At 65.8% G+C, this 17,755-nt stretch carries 17 protein-coding genes; 8 read left to right on the top strand and 9 right to left on the bottom strand.

Annotated elements, in window-relative coordinates:
• The first annotated feature begins 3 nt into the window (after positions 1-3).
• On the top strand, positions 4-342 hold the full coding sequence (locus tag ML540_RS10100) for a P-II family nitrogen regulator (protein ID WP_243360535.1): 339 nt from the start codon (positions 4-6) through the stop codon (positions 340-342).
• Between the two features lie 134 nt (positions 343-476).
• Positions 477-1,949 carry a response regulator gene (locus ML540_RS10095; RefSeq protein WP_243360533.1) on the top strand — a complete coding sequence of 491 codons (1,473 nt, stop codon included), beginning with the start codon at positions 477-479 and terminating at the stop codon, positions 1,947-1,949.
• 198 nt (positions 1,950-2,147) lie between these two features.
• Here the strand turns inward: ML540_RS10095 and ML540_RS10090 are convergent, their stop codons facing one another.
• The gene (locus ML540_RS10090; protein ID WP_243360531.1) at positions 2,148-2,561 is read right to left on the bottom strand and encodes a tetratricopeptide repeat protein; all 414 of its coding nucleotides are present in this window, start codon (positions 2,559-2,561) and stop codon (positions 2,148-2,150) included.
• 160 nt (positions 2,562-2,721) lie between these two features.
• Here ML540_RS10090 and ML540_RS10085 point away from each other — a divergent pair, with 160 nt between their 5' ends.
• Positions 2,722-3,384 (top strand): FkbM family methyltransferase, encoded by a 663-nt coding sequence (locus tag ML540_RS10085; protein WP_243360529.1) that lies wholly within the window; start codon positions 2,722-2,724, stop codon positions 3,382-3,384.
• A 57-nt stretch (positions 3,385-3,441) separates the two neighbouring features.
• Here the strand turns inward: ML540_RS10085 and ML540_RS10080 are convergent, their stop codons facing one another.
• The 7 genes from ML540_RS10080 to ML540_RS10050 all read right to left on the bottom strand — a co-directional run bounded on the left by ML540_RS10080 (position 3,442) and on the right by ML540_RS10050 (position 10,134).
• A complete protein-coding gene (locus ML540_RS10080; protein WP_243360527.1) occupies positions 3,442-3,684 on the bottom strand; it encodes a DNA-binding protein in 243 nt (80 codons plus the stop codon).
• Between the two features lie 263 nt (positions 3,685-3,947).
• Complete coding sequence (locus tag ML540_RS10075) at positions 3,948-4,742, bottom strand: polysaccharide deacetylase family protein (RefSeq protein ID WP_243360525.1); 795 nt, start codon at positions 4,740-4,742, stop codon at positions 3,948-3,950.
• Positions 4,739-5,926: a glycosyltransferase family protein gene (locus ML540_RS10070; protein ID WP_243360523.1), complete on the bottom strand. Its 1,188-nt coding sequence runs from the start codon at positions 5,924-5,926 to the stop codon at positions 4,739-4,741. The genes ML540_RS10075 and ML540_RS10070 overlap by 4 nt, the downstream gene beginning before the upstream one ends.
• Positions 5,927-5,982: 56 nt before the next feature.
• Positions 5,983-6,582: a histidine phosphatase family protein gene (locus ML540_RS10065; protein ID WP_243360520.1), complete on the bottom strand. Its 600-nt coding sequence runs from the start codon at positions 6,580-6,582 to the stop codon at positions 5,983-5,985.
• Positions 6,579-7,676 carry a glycosyltransferase family 4 protein gene (locus ML540_RS10060; RefSeq protein WP_243360518.1) on the bottom strand — a complete coding sequence of 366 codons (1,098 nt, stop codon included), beginning with the start codon at positions 7,674-7,676 and terminating at the stop codon, positions 6,579-6,581. Before ML540_RS10060 ends, ML540_RS10065 begins: the two co-directional genes overlap by 4 nt.
• Entirely contained in the window at positions 7,673-8,941 is a 1,269-nt protein-coding gene (locus ML540_RS10055) for a glycosyltransferase family 4 protein (protein ID WP_243360517.1), read from the bottom strand. Before ML540_RS10055 ends, ML540_RS10060 begins: the two co-directional genes overlap by 4 nt.
• Entirely contained in the window at positions 8,938-10,134 is a 1,197-nt protein-coding gene (locus tag ML540_RS10050; protein WP_243360515.1) for a glycosyltransferase family protein, read from the bottom strand. The genes ML540_RS10055 and ML540_RS10050 overlap by 4 nt, the downstream gene beginning before the upstream one ends.
• Positions 10,135-10,249: 115 nt before the next feature.
• On the opposite strand from ML540_RS10050, the gene ML540_RS10045 reads away from it, so the two are divergent.
• On the top strand, positions 10,250-11,494 hold the full coding sequence (locus ML540_RS10045; protein WP_243360513.1) for an HDOD domain-containing protein: 1,245 nt from the start codon (positions 10,250-10,252) through the stop codon (positions 11,492-11,494).
• Positions 11,475-13,469, top strand: coding sequence for a putative bifunctional diguanylate cyclase/phosphodiesterase (locus tag ML540_RS10040; protein ID WP_243360511.1), 1,995 nt, complete (start codon positions 11,475-11,477; stop codon positions 13,467-13,469). Before ML540_RS10045 ends, ML540_RS10040 begins: the two co-directional genes overlap by 20 nt.
• Before the next feature lie 121 nt (positions 13,470-13,590).
• On the opposite strand, the gene ML540_RS10035 is transcribed toward ML540_RS10040, so the two are convergent.
• Complete coding sequence (locus tag ML540_RS10035; RefSeq protein ID WP_243360508.1) at positions 13,591-15,174, bottom strand: sigma-54 interaction domain-containing protein; 1,584 nt, start codon at positions 15,172-15,174, stop codon at positions 13,591-13,593.
• Positions 15,175-15,349: 175 nt separating this feature from the next.
• Here ML540_RS10035 and ML540_RS10030 point away from each other — a divergent pair, with 175 nt between their 5' ends.
• The 3 genes from ML540_RS10030 (at position 15,350) to ML540_RS10020 (ending at position 17,695) form a co-directional block, all read left to right on the top strand.
• Positions 15,350-16,294 (top strand): hypothetical protein, encoded by a 945-nt coding sequence (locus ML540_RS10030; protein ID WP_243360507.1) that lies wholly within the window; start codon positions 15,350-15,352, stop codon positions 16,292-16,294.
• Between the two features lie 28 nt (positions 16,295-16,322).
• Positions 16,323-16,646, top strand: a complete 324-nt coding sequence (gene ppnP, locus ML540_RS10025) for a pyrimidine/purine nucleoside phosphorylase (RefSeq protein ID WP_243360505.1) — start codon at positions 16,323-16,325, stop codon at positions 16,644-16,646.
• Between the two features lie 131 nt (positions 16,647-16,777).
• A complete protein-coding gene (locus ML540_RS10020) occupies positions 16,778-17,695 on the top strand; it encodes a C45 family autoproteolytic acyltransferase/hydrolase (RefSeq protein WP_243360503.1) in 918 nt (305 codons plus the stop codon).
• The last annotated feature ends 60 nt before the right edge of the window (positions 17,696-17,755 follow it).

Here is a 17,755-nt window from a genome sequence, read left to right as displayed (position 1 = left end):
GCCATGAAAATGATCACTGCCGTCATCAAGCCTTTCAAGCTCGACGAGGTGAAGGAAGCCCTGGACAAGGTCGGCGTGCTGGGCATGACCGTCACCGAGGTCAAGGGATACGGCCGCCAGAAAGGCCACACCGAGCACTACCGTGGCGCGGAATACCAGGTCGTCTTCATCCCCAAGGTGAAGATCGAACTTGTGGTCAAGGACGCCCAGGCCGCTGAGGCCGTGGAGGCCATCAGGAAGACCGCCAACACCGGCAACGTCGGCGACGGCAAGATATTCGTCTTCAGCCTCGAGGAAGTCGTCCGCATCCGCACCGGCGAAACCGGAGACGTCGCGGTATAGCGCACCCGGCCAATCATGAAACCAAAGGGGGAGACGCCAATGCGTCTCCCCCTTTTTTGTGCCCCGGCTTTATCTGGGCTTGCCATGAAAAGTATATTCGATCTATTGAATGCAATAAGGAAATCAGGACACCCATGCAGAGCACGCCCGCCACAGCCCGGACCATCCTCACCGTGGACGACGACACCGCCGTCCGGGCCACCCTCGCGGCCTGGATCGAGGATTCCGGGTACACCGCCATCCAGGCGTCCAGCGGCGTGGAAGGGCTCGAACTTCTCGCCCGGCACTCCCCGGACCTGGTGCTCCTGGACCTGCGCATGCCGGTCATGGACGGACTCACCTTCCTCGAGGAAAAGAAGGCCCTGGAAAACGACACCCCGGTGATCGTGGTGTCCGGGCGGGCCGACCTCCAGGACGCCATCCGGGCATTCCGCCTGGGCGCGTGGGACTACATCACCAAGCCCATCGAGAGCTTCGACCTGCTGGACCACGCCGTCTCGGTGGTGCTGGAACGCCGCGAGCTCGCCCGCCAGGTGCGCATTGCCGAGGCCCGCTACACCAACCTCGTGCAGAACATCCCCCTGGTCATCTTCAGCCTGGACCCGGCCCTAGAGCTTCAGTTCGTAAACCGCGCCTGCCAGAGCATGCTCGGCTACACCCAGGAGGACGCCCTGGCCGAACCGGGATGGCTCCTGGGACGCATCCACGCGGAAGACCGCGAGGTGGTCCGCCGCGTCCTGACCCAGGCCCTGGGCGACTGCGACGCCCCCTTTTCCAAGACCTGCCGCCTGCTGCACAAGTCCGGGCGCGTGGTCCACGGCATCCTCAAGTCCATCCCCCAGCCCAAGTGCGCCGAGACCGCGGCCGCCCCGGGCGTGGAGGGGGTGGTCCTGGATATATCGGACCGGCTCATGCTGGAAAAATACCTGGTGCAGAAGGAAAAGATCAAAACCTTGGGAGCCATTTCGGCCGAAGTGGCCCACGAGATACGCAACCCCCTGGTGGCCATCGGCGGCTTCGCGCGTCGCCTGCTCAAGAAGGAGCCCACCCAGGAGGAAGCGGGCATCATCTTCGGCGAAGCCCAGCGTCTGGAGCGCATCCTGGACCGCATCCGCGACTACCTGAGCCCCGTACGCATGCACCGGACCTCCATCCTGATGTCCAGTCTGGTCAGCGACTGCCTGGAGCTTTTGGCCCCGGAGCTCGAAGCCAACGGCGTGATCCCGCGCATCGACATGGACCCCGCCGCCACAGGGGTGGAGGAAGACCCGGACCTGCTCACCCAGGTGGTCATCAACCTCATCCGCTCCACGCTCGCGGCCCTGCCTCCCAAGGGCGGGATGTGGATCAGGACCTTCGCCAGCGAACGCTTCACGCACCTGGAGGTGGGCGGAGACCAGGCCAAGCCCGTGGAGGACGTGGAGAAGATATTCCTGCCCTTCGACGAGGGCGGCGAAACCATCGGCCTGCCCTTCTGCTACCGGCTGCTGCGCACCATGGGCGGCTCGCTGACCTTCGAGCAGAAGGACGGCGAGGGGATATTCACCATGTCCGTGCAGCGCCGTTTCAAGAATTCCACGGCCGCCGCCGCGCAGGCCACGGCCTGACCCCCTCTCGCGCCCGCGCGGCCACAGAGCGGCATCCCGTAACCGTCCCCTCCGCCTCGAAAAACATCTCCAGGCCTTCCACGCCGCGACGCTAGTGTCGCATCCTCAAAAAACATGAACATGTTTTTTGAGGATAAAAATTGTTATTTCATATTATTAGCCACGAAATAACTATCGATTTATTTCGTAGACGCAACACTAGGCCGCAGTGCAGGGGACGCGGCTCAGGTTGCCCTCGATGCGCCTGAACAGGGAATTGTCCCGTCCGAGCTTGGCCTCCACCAGTGACAGGGCATGCCCGAACTCGCTGACCGCCTCGCACGGCCTGGACGCCAACAGCAGCACCAGGCCCAGGTTGTTTCGCAGCTTGGCCTCGTACATACGCGTCCCTGCCCGGCTGGCCAGCCTGATCCCCTCCGAAAGAAGCTCCACCCCGCTCTGGAAGTCGCCCGCCTGGCAGGCGGCCATCCCCTCGCGGTTGAGCCGGGTCAGGGCCTTCGCTCGGCAGCCCTCGCCCGAGCAGCCTTTCTCGGCCTCGGCCATGGGCTTTAAAATCGCCGAAAACATCTGCCTGGGACGCGACTTGGAACCGATGGTCGATTTCGTGGTCATGGTACACCTCCTGGACTCGTCCGCGGCCATCGGGAGCGCAACACCACCCATGGACTGCGCCCCCGATCAGCGGCGCGAACGTATGTCCATGTTTAATGATAACGATTTTCATTGTCAACTAATGATTCGAATTTTCCGATTCCCGTGCTATGTCCGCGTCATGGAAAAAATCCCATGGACTCTCCGGACGGGCCTCGACCCCTTCGAGCGGATGGCGCGCATCACCGGCCCGGATGTGGCCTGCGTGGTGGACGGGGGGGCCAACAAGGGCCGCACCGTGGACCGTTTCCTGGCGCTCTACCCGCACGCCCTGGTGCGCGCCTACGAGCCCCTGCCCCGCCTGGCCCGCAAGTTGGCCAAGCGTTTCGCGGACACCCCCGGGGTGCTGGTGCGCCCTGTGGCCCTGGGCTCTTCCCCGGCCGTGCTGACCCTCAACGTGCTGGAAAGCGCCACCTGCTCCTCGCTGCTGGACCCAACCGGCATCCTGGAGAAGCACGCGGACAAACCCATGGGCCTGGCCCAGACCGTGGACGTGGACGTGGTCCGGCTGGACGCCGAGCTCGCGGACGCGCCGGATGTGGTGAAGCTCGACCTGCAGGGATTCGAACTGGAAGCCCTCAAGGGGCTTGGGGAGCTGATTGGGGGAGTGAAGGCCGTCCTGTGCGAGGTGTCCTTCACCTCCATGTACCGGGGGCAGCCCCTGGGGCCGGAGGTGATCGCCTGGATGGAGGCAAGAGGATTCCGGGTGGATGGGCTCTACGCCCCGTGGCCCGGCAAGGATGGGGAGACCGTCGCGGCCGACGCCCTGTTCATGCGGGCTTAGGATTGGGGGGAGGGCCGGGCCAGCGCCCCCCCTGGCTGGGCGGACAACGGTTGCGGGTTACTCGTTGGAGGCGTCGATCAGCATCCTGTCCGGGGTGAAAATGACCTTCTTCTTGCCCCCGTCGGATTCGCTGCGCCATTCGCCGATACCCTCCAGGTAGGCGGTATCCTTGTTCTTGAGGGCGTTGGTGATCACCGACCCCACGATGGTGATCACTTCAGCGGCGTCCTCGTCGTTTTTGATGCACTGGGGCATGGCGTTCTTCAGGGCATTGGTGAAAGTCTTCAGGTCGGCGGCCATTGGGACCTCCTCATGGGTTGAAGTGGACTGAACGGTTGAAACCTACCCTCCTCCCCATTACCCCACGAAAATATTTTTTTAAACCCTCCCCACAATAAAAAAGCCTTCTCCCTTCCCCCATGCCCGGTGGGATTTTAGGACGCATCAAACAACAAGGCGGGGAGCGAGCAAATGCGCGCTCCCCGCCTGTATTTCAATCATGAACGGCCGGCGCGAAACGCAAAGGCGGGCCGGAGCCGAGCGGCGGCGTTACGGAACGCGGCCTAGCCTTGGAGAAGATGTCCGAAATGGACGAGGGAGACTTCTTTTCGCGAGGAAAGTTGCTCGAGCAGCACGTCCAGGAAGGCGACGGCGGTCTGGTTCATGCGCTGATGATGCAGCATCACGCCGCAGCTGCCGTCGGCCAGGCCGCGCGAAAGCTCCTCCAGCATGGCGTCCAGGGACGCGTCGGGGTCGGCCTCCTTGCGGGTGTGCAGGTCCATGAGCACCGGGAAGTCCGGCAGACCCTCGGGAGCGTCGGGACCGGCCCCCACCGTGCGGGAGACGCCCTTGAACCCGATCCCGGGCATGGCGGCCAGGGAGTCCCCGTCGCAGCGGTTCCAGGGAGGGGTGAACACGGGGGTGAAATCCCCGCCCAAGATCTCGGCCATGCGCTTGAAGCCCTTGGTCAGGTCCAGGCGCTTGTCGCGGGCCGGGCGGGCCTGGCCGAACTCGCGCTTTTTGGACCCGGGAGCCTCGTAATTCATGTGCCGCCATCCGTGCTGGCACCAGCAGAACAGCTCGCGGCCCGAGGCCGCCTTGCGCAGAGCCTCCCAGCGGCTCACCGTGATCCAGGCAGGGACCACGGCCAGGCCCAGGGGGACCTTGTGCACGCCGAAAGCCTCGACCATGGCGGTGAAGGCGTTGCCGGGCACGGCAACGTCGTCGGCGCGGAAATAGACCGACGCCTTTGCGGACGGGGCCTTTGCCAGTCCCGTGTCGATGGCCTGGGCCAGGCGTTGGCGGTGATCGTCGGGAAGACTGTGCCAGAGAGGAGAGACGTTGTTTGAAACGATCATGGGTGCTCGGTTTGATGTTGTTGCCTGTTTGGCCGCATGCCGGAAACGATCAGCCGGGCCGACTCGGCCGCTCCGTCCAGACGGAAGGACCCGGCCAGGGCCTTTTCACGCCGATCGAGCAGTCCGCCCACAAGTCCGGCCAGACGGGCGGGCTCGAAATCTTCGGGCGAAAGCACGCCGAGCGCGCCCAGTCCGGCGAGCCTGTGCGCGCGCAGGGACTGTTCCCGGTTCTGGGCGAAGGGCCAGACCAGGGCGGGCACGCCCGAGGCGAGGACGTTCATCGTGGTGTTGTACCCGGCCAAGGACAACGACGCGTCCGCCGCGGCCAGGAGGTCCAGGAAGTTCCCGGAGAACCGCGACACGAAAACCCTCTCGTGTGCGGAGGAATGGGCCAGTAATCGTTGATAGGCCTCCTCGTCAAGGAAAGGACCCGTGAAAATCTCGAGACGGACGGGATTGTCTGTAATCAGAAGAGGATAGGAATTCACCGCCGCAAAGAGCAATTCGGAGCCCACCTTGCCCCCGCCGGCGCTGGCCACCACCAGCCTTTCCCCTGGCGCAAGATCCATGGAGGCGCGCACCGCCTCCCGCGCGCCGGGTGAAGGCATCTGGGTGACGAAGCCGGTGTACTCCACTGGGATTTGCGCCTCGGCGATCCTGGGGAAGGTCTCCTCCAGGGGAAAGAGCGCGGGGTCCGAGTGGACCAGCAAGGCGTCGAACAGCTGGTTCAGCCTGCCCACCACCCTCGACTGGTACTTTTCCGGGTTGTCCTTCTCCACCAGGATGTCGCGCAGGCTGCACACCACGCGGGGCCGCCCGTAGGCTCCCCGGCGCACGGCGTCCAGCACGGGCAGGAGCTCGAACTCGAAGGCCCGCCGGCCGAAGGGATAGAGCTCCACCACCAGGACGTCCGGCCGCTCGCGCTCCATGACGGCCGCGAACCGGGCGGCGCGTTCGCGCTTTACGGCGTCCAGGTCGTCCCCGGAGAGCATTTCCCGGAAGTCCTCGTCCATGGAGAGCACGGGCAGGCGCTCGTGGACCACGTGGGGAGGCAGTTCGCCCGGCACTTCGGGGCCGCCGGTGACGAAGACCGTCCTGTGGGGGGCCAGGGCGCGCACGATGGCCAGGCTGCGCATGAAATGGCCCAGGCCCAGCACGTGCTGGCAGTAGAAGACGATGTTCATCTCGGCAAGCCTCGCTTGATGGGGAAACGTTCGGGTACGCGGAGCGGGAAGGCCCGTCACAGCGGCAGGTTCCAGTCCTCGATGCGCATGCAGCCCCCGTCCGCCCTGTCCGCCCGCAGGATGTGCAGGGCGCGCGGGGCCAGGATTTTCGGCTCGCCGGGCAGGTAGTCCCGCCCCATGAGGGCGTAGAGAACGGCCCGCACCACCCCCTCATGGGTCACCACCAGCACGGACTGCCCCGCGTGGCGCGCGGCGATGCCCATGAGGCTGGCCCAGGCGCGCTCGAGGACGGCTCTGCGGTCTTCCCCTCCCGGAGGGGTGAAGGCCCAGCCCAGCGCCTCCTGCGGCTCCAGGATGCCCTGCAGGCGCAGCTCGGGCACGGCGAGGCCGGTCCATTCCCCGAAAGCCTGCTCGCGCAGCCCGGGCTCGGCCAGGGGGGAGAGTCCAAGTCCCTGTCCCACCAGTTCGGCCGTGCGGAAAGCCCGGCCGAGCGGACTGGCGTACAGGGCGCTGAACCCGTATCCGGCCAGGGAGGCCGCCCAGCCACGCGCCGCCCGCGCGCCCTCGGGCGTGAGCGGCGAGTCGTGCTGGCCCTGGATACGCCGTTCCACGTTCCACTCGGTCTGGGCGTGGCGGATGATGGCCAGGCGGGTCACGCACGCCTCCCGGCAAGCGCGAGTAGGCGCTCCTCCACTACGGAAAAATTACGCGCCGCATCGTGATGCTCACGCACGTAGGCGGCCGCCGCCCGGCCCATGGCCGCGCGCCTGTCCGCATCGTCCAGCAGGGATTCCACCGCGCCGGTGAAAGCAGCGTCGTCGAAGGGCGGAGTCAGCAAGGCGGTCTCGCCGGGCCGCGTCACCTCGGGGATGCCCCCGTTGTCGAAGGCCACCACGGGAAGACCGGCGGCCTGGGCTTCCAGGTAGACCATGCCCAGGCTCTCCCGGATGCCTGGGAATGCGAACAGGTCGGCCGCGCTGTACACGGCGCGAAGCTCTTCGCGGGGCAGCTGTCCCAGGAAGAGCGCCCGGCCCGGCAGATGTTCGCGGGCCAGGGCCGTGAGTTCCGCCCGGGTCTCCCCGTCGCCGCCCAGCACCAGAAGAAAATCCCGCTCGAGTCCGCCCAGGCGGGAGATCAGGTAGCGAAGCCCCTGGGATTTCACGTCGTCACGGAACATGGCCACGGAGGCGATCACGGGGCGGGACGCCGCTCCCCAGCTCGCCCTGAGTGCGGCCCCGGCCTGGGCGTCCCGCGTGAACGCCCCCGGATCGATGCCCGGGGCCACGTAGCACAGGCGCTCCTCGGGCAGCAGGCGGCGCAGGTTCTCCATGTCCAGGCGGCGGTTGGAGAACACCACGTCGGCCGCCAACAGGCTGCGTTTGTTCAGTTCGAAGCCCAGGCGCGTGGCCGGGGTCTTGCGGCGCTTGGTGGAATAGATGCCCTGGAACACCGCGTAGGGAATCCCCATCCGCCGGGAGGCCCACGGCCCGATGACGTCCGGAGACTTGTAATAGGCGTGGTGGGTGAGCCACACGTCCGCGCGTCCCATCCCGGCGCGCAGGGCTTCGAAGGCGGCCAGGGGCCACAGCAAGGGGCGCGAGGCCAGCTCGCGGGCGCGAAGCCTCGAGGCCACGGCGATCTCGTGGCCGTGCCGGGACAGATACCGGGTCAGGCCCAGGGCGGTGGTCAGGTCACCGCTGGGGCGGGGATGGTCCAGGGGTTTGAAGGGCGCGTAGAAGGCGATCTTCATGACATATGGGCGCGAAAGATCGCGGCCAGCTCGCCCACGAGCCTCCGGTTGTCGAAATGCTCGAGCACGCGCCGCCTGGCCTGGGGGACCACCCGGGCGCGCAGGTCCCGGTCCGTGAGCAGGCGGCGGGCGGCCTCGGCCAAGCCCTCGTGGTCGCCGGGGGCGGCCAGCAGGCCGTGGTCCTCCATGGCGATGAGTTCCGGGATGGCGGACACCGTCGTGGCCGCCACGGGCACGCCCATGGCCATGGCCTCCACCAGCACGTTGGGGATGCCGTCGCGGTCGCCGTTGGCGCTCACCTCGCAGCCCAGCAGGAAAAGATCCGCCCGGCGGAGACGCTCCACCACCACCTCGTGGGGCTTGGTTCCCAGCCACTCGATGCGCCCCTCGATGCCCAGTTCACGGCCCAGGCGTTCCAGGTTCTCGCGTTCCTCCCCCGTTCCGATGAGCACGTGGCGGAACTCGATCCCGGCCCGCTCGAGCCCGGCCAGGGCGCGCAACACCGTGGGCAGGCCCTTCTTGGGGGTGAGCCGGGCCACGGTGAGTATCTCGTAGGGCGGCTTGGCCTCGACCCGCAAAGCGCCGGGGTCGAACAAGCCCAGGTCGATGCCGTGGTAGACCCGGTGGACCGGCGTGCCGCCCGGATTGAGCTTGCCCAGATACTCCTTGTTGTAGCCGGTGCAGGTGGCCACGAAGCGGGCTCCGGCGATCTTTTCCGAAAGCCTGGCCGGGTCCTGGGTGTAGATGTCCTTGGCGTGGGCCGTGAAGCTGTAGGGCAGCCCGGCCAGGATGCCCGTGAACACGGCCACGGACGTGGGCGAATGGGCGAAATGGGCGTGCAGGTGAGTGACGCCCGAGCCCGGCAGCACCCGCGAGGCCAGATACCCGGCCTGGAGCAGGTGCTTGGCCGTGGCCGCCTTGCGGGTAGCGGCCAGGCGCCGCAACATCTCGGCCAGCCCCTTCAGGTAGCGCCGGGGGGACCGGGCCATGGCCGCCAGGTTGGCGCTCAGAAGCTTCAGGACGTTCCCCGCGATGGTCTCGGGCAGGTAGTGCACGGGAGCCTTGATGCGCTTGACGGACTCGTGGGAGAAGTCCTCGCGGGGATGGCGCATGGAGAGGATGCGGATGTCGAAGCCCTGCGCCTCGAGAAGGGCGATCTCGTTGGAGATGAAGGTCTCAGAGATCCGCGGATATCCCTTGAGGATCATGCCCAAAACCGGGCCCGGCACCGGGGAGCGCCCCGCGTCGCCGCCCAGGCCGGTCATGCGGTGACGCCCCTGAATTCGTCCAGGCGCGAGGAGATCACCTCGAGGCCGGTGAAGCGAAAATCAGCTATGCCGCCGCAGCAGGACTGCGGATCCTCGATGAGCCGCGTCACCTTCTCGGCCAGGGCGTCCGGGGAGAGCCGCGACCAGGGCAGGTATTCGACGAGCCTGTGGCTCTGGAACATCTCGGCCCGGATGCGCTGCTCCAGACGGGGCTCCTCGCGGGGCACCACCAGGGACGGCTTGCCCATCGAGAGGATCTCGCAGGTGGTGTTGTAGCCGCCCATGGAGACCACCACGTCGGCCATGCCCATGAGGGCCTCCATGTTGCGGTGAAAATGGTGGAAGCGCGCCTTGACCTTGATGGCCCGCTTGTGGACCTCCTCGCGCATGTCCCTGGGCATGAACGGCCCCGAGACCAGGATGGACCGAAACGGCGGGTTCACCATTTCTTCCAGCATGCGCAGATAGGCGTCCATGAGCGGGTAGCCGTCACCGCCGCCGCCAGTGGTCACCAGCACCAGGCGCTCCTTCTGGGTCAGGCGTTCCTCCTCGCGCATCTCGGCCACCTTGCCGCGCCGGGGCACGGCGCGGGGGATGTATCCGGTGAAGACCATCTTGGCGCTTACCGCGTCCGGCACGGCATACTCCACGATGGGGTCGTAGTACTTCTGGTTCCCGTAGACCCATATCTCGGAATAATACTGGTCCAGCACGTCGTAGATGCCCTTTTCGCGCCACTCCCGGCGCGTGGACTCGGCGTCGTCCATGATGTCGCGCAGCCCCAGGATGGTGCGGCAGTGGGGCATGCGCCTTTTCAGCCACTTGAGCGTGGGCAGCACCTCGCGCTTGAGCCCCATGGGGGCCTTGTCCACGATGAACAGATGCGGCTGAAAGGACTTGGCCGTGGCCACGATGATGTTGCGCCTGATGTTCAGGGCCTGCCGGGCGGAGAGCCGAATGGACAGGGGGAGGTATTCCTCGTTGGTCTTCTTTATCATGCCCGGGATGCGCACGAAATCGACGCCCTCGGGAAAATCGAAGCGTCCGACCAAAGGCGAGCCGGTCAGGATGAGCACGTTCACCCCGCCCCCACGCAGATGCTGGGCGATGGCCATGGTCCTGCGGATGTGGCCCAGGCCGTAGGTATCGTGGGAATACATGAGGATATTGTAGGTGGGCGCGGAGACCATGGCGCGCCACATACCCTACAAGTGCCCGGACAGGCAATTCCCAAGGCTTGCCACCAGGCCTGCCCTCGGGTACAGCCTTACTGTGAGATTGCTATAGCGATCCGACCGGAGGGGTATGGGCACGGTCTACATAGAAGATTTGCGCCCGGGGATGGTCTTGTCCGCCGACGTTCGCAGCCGCCAGGGGCGACTGCTCTTTTCGTCGGGGCTTTGCCTGGACGAACTCTCCATCCAGACCCTGAAATTCTGGGGCGTGACCGAGACCCTCATCGAGGGGGTAGACCAGGAGGCCCTCGATCACGAGCGCATCCGAGCCCTCGACCCCGCTCTGGCCAAGGCCGCCTGGAACGAAACCAGCCGCCGCCTGAATCTCTCCGACCAGCACCATCCCGCGGTAAGGGAATTAAAGCGCGTCACCTTCATAAATCTCGTCCAGGGCGGGCTCGAGGTTCCCGAGCCGGGGCCGGTGAAGCAGTTCAGCGCCGCAGAGCACAAGAAACGCCCTGATATGGCCCGACTGGCCAACGGCACTTCCAAACTGGCCTCCATGCCGGGCATCGTGGCCCAGGCCCTGGACGCCCTCAAGAATCCCAACGTCTCCTTCACCTACGTGGCCGAGATCATCAGCAAGGACACCGCCCTGTCGGCCAAGCTCCTGAAGCTGGTCAACTCCGCCCTGTACGGCTTCCCCGAACCGATCGACACCATCTCCCGGGCGGTCACGGTGGTCGGGGCCAGCCGCCTCACCAGCCTGGCGCTGGGCGTGTCGCTCATCAACGTGTTCAAGAACATCCCCAGGGAAGTGCTGGACATGCACTCCTTCTGGGAACACAGCCTGGCCTGCGGCGTCCTCGCCAGGCTCCTGGCCGTCACGGCGGGACATCCCAACGAGGAGCGCTGCTTCGTGGCAGGGCTCTTGCATGATATCGGACGCCTGGTGATGCTTAAAAACCACCCCGGGCATGTGTCCCAGGCCATCACCCAGGCCCGGCAGGACAGCCGCCAGCTCTTCGAGGTGGAGGCGGCGCTCTGGGGGTTCGACCACGCCATGCTCGGCGGACAGCTTCTGGCCAACTGGAAGTTCCCTTCGTCGCTCGAGCGGGCCGTGGCCGAGCACCACCGCCCCGCCGGGAAGACCATCCACCAGGACGCCGCCCTGGTGCACCTGGCGGACATCCTGGCCCAGGCGGTGGGTTTCGGGCAGAGCGGTTCGCCCCTCGCCCCCGCGCTCTCCGCCGAGGTCTGGGAGCACCTGAACATTCCCAAGAGCGCGCTGGGCGCGGCCGCGGCCCAGGCGCAAAGGCAACTCGACGACATAGGGCACATACTGCTCTCAGGAAATGAAGACGCCAGCACATAAACCCTCCAAGGTCTCCCCCGGCAGGGAGCGCCTGGCCTTCCTCGAAGAGGCGTACCGCCATACTCTGGAATCCCTGGAGATGGCCGCGTCCCTCGGCATTCCCGAAGGCATCAGGCCCCTTGGAACCGTCACCCAGATCCTGAACGAAACGTCGCTTCGCGTGCGCAAGCTCCTGAAGTTCAAGGCCGTCGCCTTTTTCCTGGTGCGCGAGCCCAGCGGGGATTTCTACCTGGCCCGCTGCAGCCCCCCGGGGCGGGCCCGCCAGATGGAGGAAGAGATGCGCCTCCTGGTGGAGAGCGGCTCGGCGGCCTGGGCCCTGCAGCGCAAGCGGCCGGTCTTCACCTCTCCGGGGACCATGGAAGGGCAGCTCCTGATGCACTCCATGACCACGGCGTCGCGCATCCGGGGCATGTTCCTGGGGTGGCTCGGCCAGGACATCAAGAGCATCTCGGACACCTCGCTCACCCTGCTCACCATCCTTTTGCGCGGCAGCGCCTCGCTGCTCGAGGGCATGGAGCTCTACAGCCTCTTCCGCAAGGCCAATTCCGACCTCAAGGCCAAGGTGCGCGACCTCGAGGAATCACAGCGCTCGCTCAAGCGAGAGATCGAACGCCGCCGCAAGGTGGAGGAGCAGCTCAAGCACCAGGCCCTGCACGATCCGCTCACGGGCCTGGCCAACCGCACCCTCATGCGCGACCGCATCCAGCAGGCCGTGCGCCGCTCGCAGCGCCGCGACGGGGTCTGCTACGCCGTGGCCTTCATGGACCTGGACAAGTTCAAGCTGGTCAACGACACCCTGGGCCACGACGCGGGCGACAAGCTGCTCGTCCGGGTGGGTGAGCGCATCCTCGAATGCGTGCGCCAGCTGGACACCGTGGCCCGCTTCGGCGGAGACGAATTCGTAATCTTCCTGGAAGAACTCACCTCGCCCTCGGAGGCCATCCGGGTGATGAAGCGCGTGCGCCAGGGCCTTGCCCGCCCCTTCGAAATCGACAGCCACAACGTCACCGTGACCGGAAGCTTCGGGCTGGTGTTCGGGCCTGTGCGCCTGTCCAACCCGGACATCCTCATCAAAAAGGCCAACACGGCCATGCACGCGGCCAAGGAAGCCGGGCGCAACCGCATCAAGGTATTCAGCGCCCGCATGAGCGGCAGGGCCAAGATGAACGCCGCCCTCCTGACGGGCCTTTCCCGCGCGGTTGCCGGCAACGCCACAGGAGTGCTCTATGTGCCCACTCTTTCGAGCGTGGACCTGCGCCTGAGCGGTTTCCTGGCTATCCCCACCTGGCGGGCCAAGGGCATCGGCGAGCTGCGTGACGAGGAGCTGACCGAACTCGCGGCCAAGGAAGGCTTGGCCTGGAGCCTGTGGCTTCTCACCATGACCAAGGCCCTGGACGGCCTCAAGGACTGGCTGGAGCAACACCAGGCGGACATGGCCGTCACCATGAGACTCAAGCAATCCCAGCTCCCCCCCTCCGGCCTGGCCCAAGAAGTGCTCGCCGGGCTCGACAGAGCCGGGCTTCCGGGCTCGGCCCTGCGCCTGGAGATTCCGGAGGACACCCTGGTGTCGGGCGGCGAGCATCTCGTCCACGAACTCACCCGTCTCAAGGACCGGGGGGTCAGGCTCTCGGTGGGGGATTTCGGCGAGCGGTTCTTCAGCTTCCACGGGGTGAGCCCGTCGCTGTTCGAAAGCGTGACCATCGATTCTTCCAAGCTGGCCGACCAGCCGGCCAAGCGCTCCAAGGAGCTGATGGGGTCGCTGGTGTCCATCGCCAAGGCCCTGGACCTCTCCGTGGTGGCCGACGGCGTGGACAGCAAGGAAACCGCCGACATCATCGCCAACCTCAACTGCCTGGGCATGCAGGGTGAAAGCCTCTCGCGCCCGCTGACCGCCGAACAGGCCCTCAAGTTCATCAAATCGTCCAGCGTTTGCACGCCGCAACTTCCTGCTGGCGACGAAACAAAAAAATCCTGATTCTTTGTCGTTTGGCGGAGTCTGCTAATCCTGAAAAATCGGAATCCGTTTTTTCAGGACCCAACGAATATTATCGTAGTGATTGCCAACACGCGTGGATGAGCGCGTCGGAGATGCAAGACTAATCGATGACCATGCCCTGCTGGCGGTATTCGTTGAGCTTGTTGCGCAGCGTCCGCACCGAGATGCCCAGAAGCAGCGCGGCCTGGGTGCGGTTGCCCAGGGTCTGGTCGAGGCTTCGCAAGATCATCTCCCGCTCCAGTACGTCCAGGGGCACGATGCCCTGGGGCATCTGGGCCACGCCGCCGGGCTCCTCGGCCGCGGGCTCGGGCGAAAGCGACGTCACCCGTTCCATGCTCACCGGTGGCTCCTCCACCAGGGGGAACTCCTCGCCCTCCAGCAGGAAGTGCACCTTCTCTATGGGGCCGTTCCCGGCCAGGAGCACCGCCCGTTCCATCAGGTTCTGCAGCTCGCGCACGTTGCCCGGCCAGTCGTAGGCCATGAGCCAGTCGCGGGCCTCCACGGAAAAGGCCAGGGAGCCGAGCCCGTACGCCTTGCGGAACTTCTCCACGAAATAGACCGCCAGGGAGAGGATATCCTGGCCGCGCTCGCGCAGCGCTGGCAGCTTGAGCGGGATGACGTTCAGGCGGTAGTAGAGGTCCTGGCGGAACTTGCCTTCCTCAACGTACTGCTCGAGCCTGCGGTTGGTGGTGGCCAGCACGCGCACGTCCACCTTCACGGTTTCCATGCCGCCCACCCGGTCGAACTCGCCTTCCTGCAGGACGCGCAAAAGCTTGGCCTGCAGGCCCAGGTCCATCTCGGAAATCTCGTCAAGCAGGATGGTGCCCCCGCTCGCCAGCTCGAACTTGCCCAGCTTGCGGGCGATGGCGCCGGTGAAAGCCCCCTTCTCGTGGCCGAAGAGTTCGCTCTCCAGCAGGTGCTCGGGCAAGGCCGCGCAGTTGAGCGCCACGAAGGGCTTGCCCGCCCGGTCGGAATGGGCGTGCAGGTAGCGGGCGAACATCTCCTTGCCCGTGCCGGATTCGCCCGAGATCAGCACCGTGGCCTTGGACTTGGCCACCTGCTTGGCCAGGGCCAGCACGCGCAGGATGGCGGGCTGGCCGCCGATGATGGCGAAACGCTCTCCGGTGACGCCGGGAGCCGCGGACGTTCCGCCGCGCGCGGGCTGGGGCTGGGCCTGCTGCCCGGCGCCGGCCGCCGTCCCGGGGACCTGTTGGTGCATGGCTACGGACAGCGCCTGGGCCGCCGCCTGCAAGGGACCCGCGGCAAGCGAGCGGCCCTCTGGGGCGGATTCCTCCCGCCTCGGGGCCTCCCTGACCTCTTCCTCTTCCGGCTCCTGCGGCAGCACCGCCACGATCTTGTCCCAGGACAGGGGCTCCAGCCAGTAGTCGCGCGCGCCCTGTTCCAGGAAGGACTGGGCCTCCTGGGCGGTGCCCCGGTCGGTGAACACGATCACCGGGGGAAAATCGTCCGCGTCCCTGGCCGCCGCCAGCAGCGCGCCCGCCTGGTACGCGCCGCCGATCTTGGCCTGGGTGAAGATGACCGACGGCCTGGATTTCTTCAGAAACGCCAGGGCCCCGGACAGGCTGTCCGCGATGCCGGCCTCCACCCCCGCCTCCTTGAACCTTGGGAACAAGGACGTGATGGTGTGGGCTTGGGCAACGAAGAGGATCGACTTCTGCGGCATGAAAGCCTCTTATCCCCAAGTCAAAAGCATTTCAACGGTGGCGACGATTCTTTGCATGCTTTTTTGGGCGGTTAGGAAGCGGCCGTTTTGGCGCCCCAGCGCCTCCCCGCCAAACACCAAGATTTGACATTTTTCGTATAACACCCATATCTTTCACCACACGGAGCAGCATCACATGAACACCATCCAGACCAAATACGGCCCCATCGGGCCGGTCGATTTCGTGGAGAAAGGCCCCCATGGGCACGTCACGTCCTGCGTGCCCATGGCTCCCATCACGATAACCACGCCGCTCGGCGAACTCATCGCGCAGCATTCCACCGACGACATGCGCCGCCCCAAGGTGGAGCCCATCGAATTCCACCCCGACGGCAGCCTCAAATCCCTGGCCCTGGAAGAACGCACCGCCGTACCCACCCCCGTCGGGACCATCGAGGCCGAACTGGTCACGTTCCATCCCGACGGCAGCCTGCGCCGGGTCTTCCCGCTCAACGGCAAGCTCTCGGGGTACTGGACCGAAAAAGAGGAAGTCCGCCTGGCCGGGCCGCTCACCGTGCCCACCCCGGTCGGAACCGTCACCGCGCGGCTCGTGAACGTGCAGTTCTTTCCCTCCGGGAAAGTCCGCAGCCTCACCCTCTGGCCCGGCGACACCGTGGAGATCGACACCCCCATCGGACGCCTGAGCGCCCGCATCGGACTGGCCTTCCACAAAAACGGTAACCTGCGATCCTTCGAACCGGCCCGCATGACCACAGTGCCCACCCCCCTGGGCGACATGGAAGCCTTCGACCCCGACGCCGAGGGCATCCACGGAGATCTGAACTCCCTGGCCTTCCACGAGGACGGCGCCGTGGCCTCCCTGGCCACCCCGCTCAACACCCTGGAAATCACCCTGCCGGACGGCTCGAAAAAATTCTTCGCGCCCGCCACCGTGCCCAATCTGTGCGACGAACGAGTGAAGGACATCTCCCCCTTGCGGATTTTCCTGCGGCCGGGCAAAATCTCCCTCGGCGAAGACTGCGTCCACAGCTTCCCCTTCGCCGGACACCGGTTCAAGGTCGGCAGGCTCCTCCAGGACTGCTTCGCCCCCATCTCCTACGAATGCGGCATCTGCGGCTGAACCCGCGCCCAACAAGGAAGGTCCACGCATGAGTTTCCCTGAATCCTTCGAAAACGTCACCGTGAAGACCCTGGCCAACGTCTATTTCCACGGCAAGGTGGTCAGCCACACCATCACCGAAGCATCCGGACAACGCCGCTCCCTGGGCGTCTGCCACGCCGGGACCTTCACCTTCACCACCGGCGATCCCGAAATCATGGAAATCACCGCCGGCAACGTCCGCGCCAAGGTGGACGGTGAAGACGAATGGGGCGTCTACGGCCCCGGGCAGTCCTTCCACATCCCCGCCAACACCTCGTTCGAAATGGTGGTGGAAAGCGAACTGGCCCAGTATATCTGCACTTTTGGGTAAGAGTTAAGAGGGAACAGTAAAGATGCCCCCGGCGGCCAGAGAGGGCGCCGCCCTCTCTGGACTCTCCCGCCAAAGGAACTGCGTTCCTTTGGAATCCTCTCTAGCTTCGCGGGATTCGTGAGCAGGATTCGATGAATCGCGGAAAGATGTTCTTCGGTTGCGAGAGATCCGTTTTGGCATGTACAAGCGTCCTGGCGCTGGCGCTGCTCATGCTCACGGCCAGCCCGGCCCTGGCCTGCACCCTCTGGTCGGCCGTAGGCGATGCGGCTGGCGGTGGCACCATCCTGGTCAAGAACCGCGACTACTCGCCGGATTCCACCGGCAGCCTCGTGCTGGTGCGCCCGGAAAACGGGCACGCCTACCTGGGCTACCACGCCAGGGTGAAGGGACGCGAACGCCTGGTGGCCGGAGTCAACGACGCCGGCCTGGCCGTGGTCAGCGCCACGGCCGGAAGCCTGGCGCGCCAACAGCGCGACGTGCCGTCCAAAGTCAAATCGCTCCTGGCCCGCCTTCTGACACAAACGGCTACCGTGGACGAGGCCCTGGCCCACACGGACTGGTTCGCCGGACACTCCCCGGTTATTTACATGCTCTCCGACGGACGCAAATCCGCCTGGGTCGAAATCGGCCCGGACGGCCAAGTGGCCACGCGCGAAGCAGCCCAAGGCGCCCTGGCCCACACCAACCATTTTCTCGCTCCCGAACTGGCCGCCCATAATGTCAAGAACGGCCCCAGCAGCCACGAGCGCCTGATCCGCATCACCGATCTGCTCGCCGGGCAAAAGACCTTCACCGAGGCCGATTTCGAGCGTTTCGGCCAGGACCAGAACGCCGGACCGGACAACTCCATCTTCCGCAAAGGCTCCACACCCGCATCCACCCGCACCATGGCGCGGCTTGTTGTGCGCACCACGCCCGGACAAGCGCCCGTGGCCGCCGTGACGAACTACGACGATCCCGGCAGGCCATGGTCGATGCGGCTCACACTGGACAAAACGTTCTGGGAGCAGATTCCGGTCGGGGCGATGAAGACCCTCGCGCCGGAGTAAGGGGGGAAAGAAGAGAAGAGGAAGACGCCTCCGGCGGCCAAAGGGACCAGTCCCTTTGGA

The organism is Fundidesulfovibrio terrae, from assembly GCF_022808915.1.
In the GTDB taxonomy this organism is placed as follows: domain Bacteria; phylum Desulfobacterota; class Desulfovibrionia; order Desulfovibrionales; family Desulfovibrionaceae; genus Fundidesulfovibrio; species Fundidesulfovibrio terrae.
The sequence above is the reverse complement of the archived record's forward strand: the minus strand, read 5'-3'. Positions and strand labels throughout refer to the sequence as shown.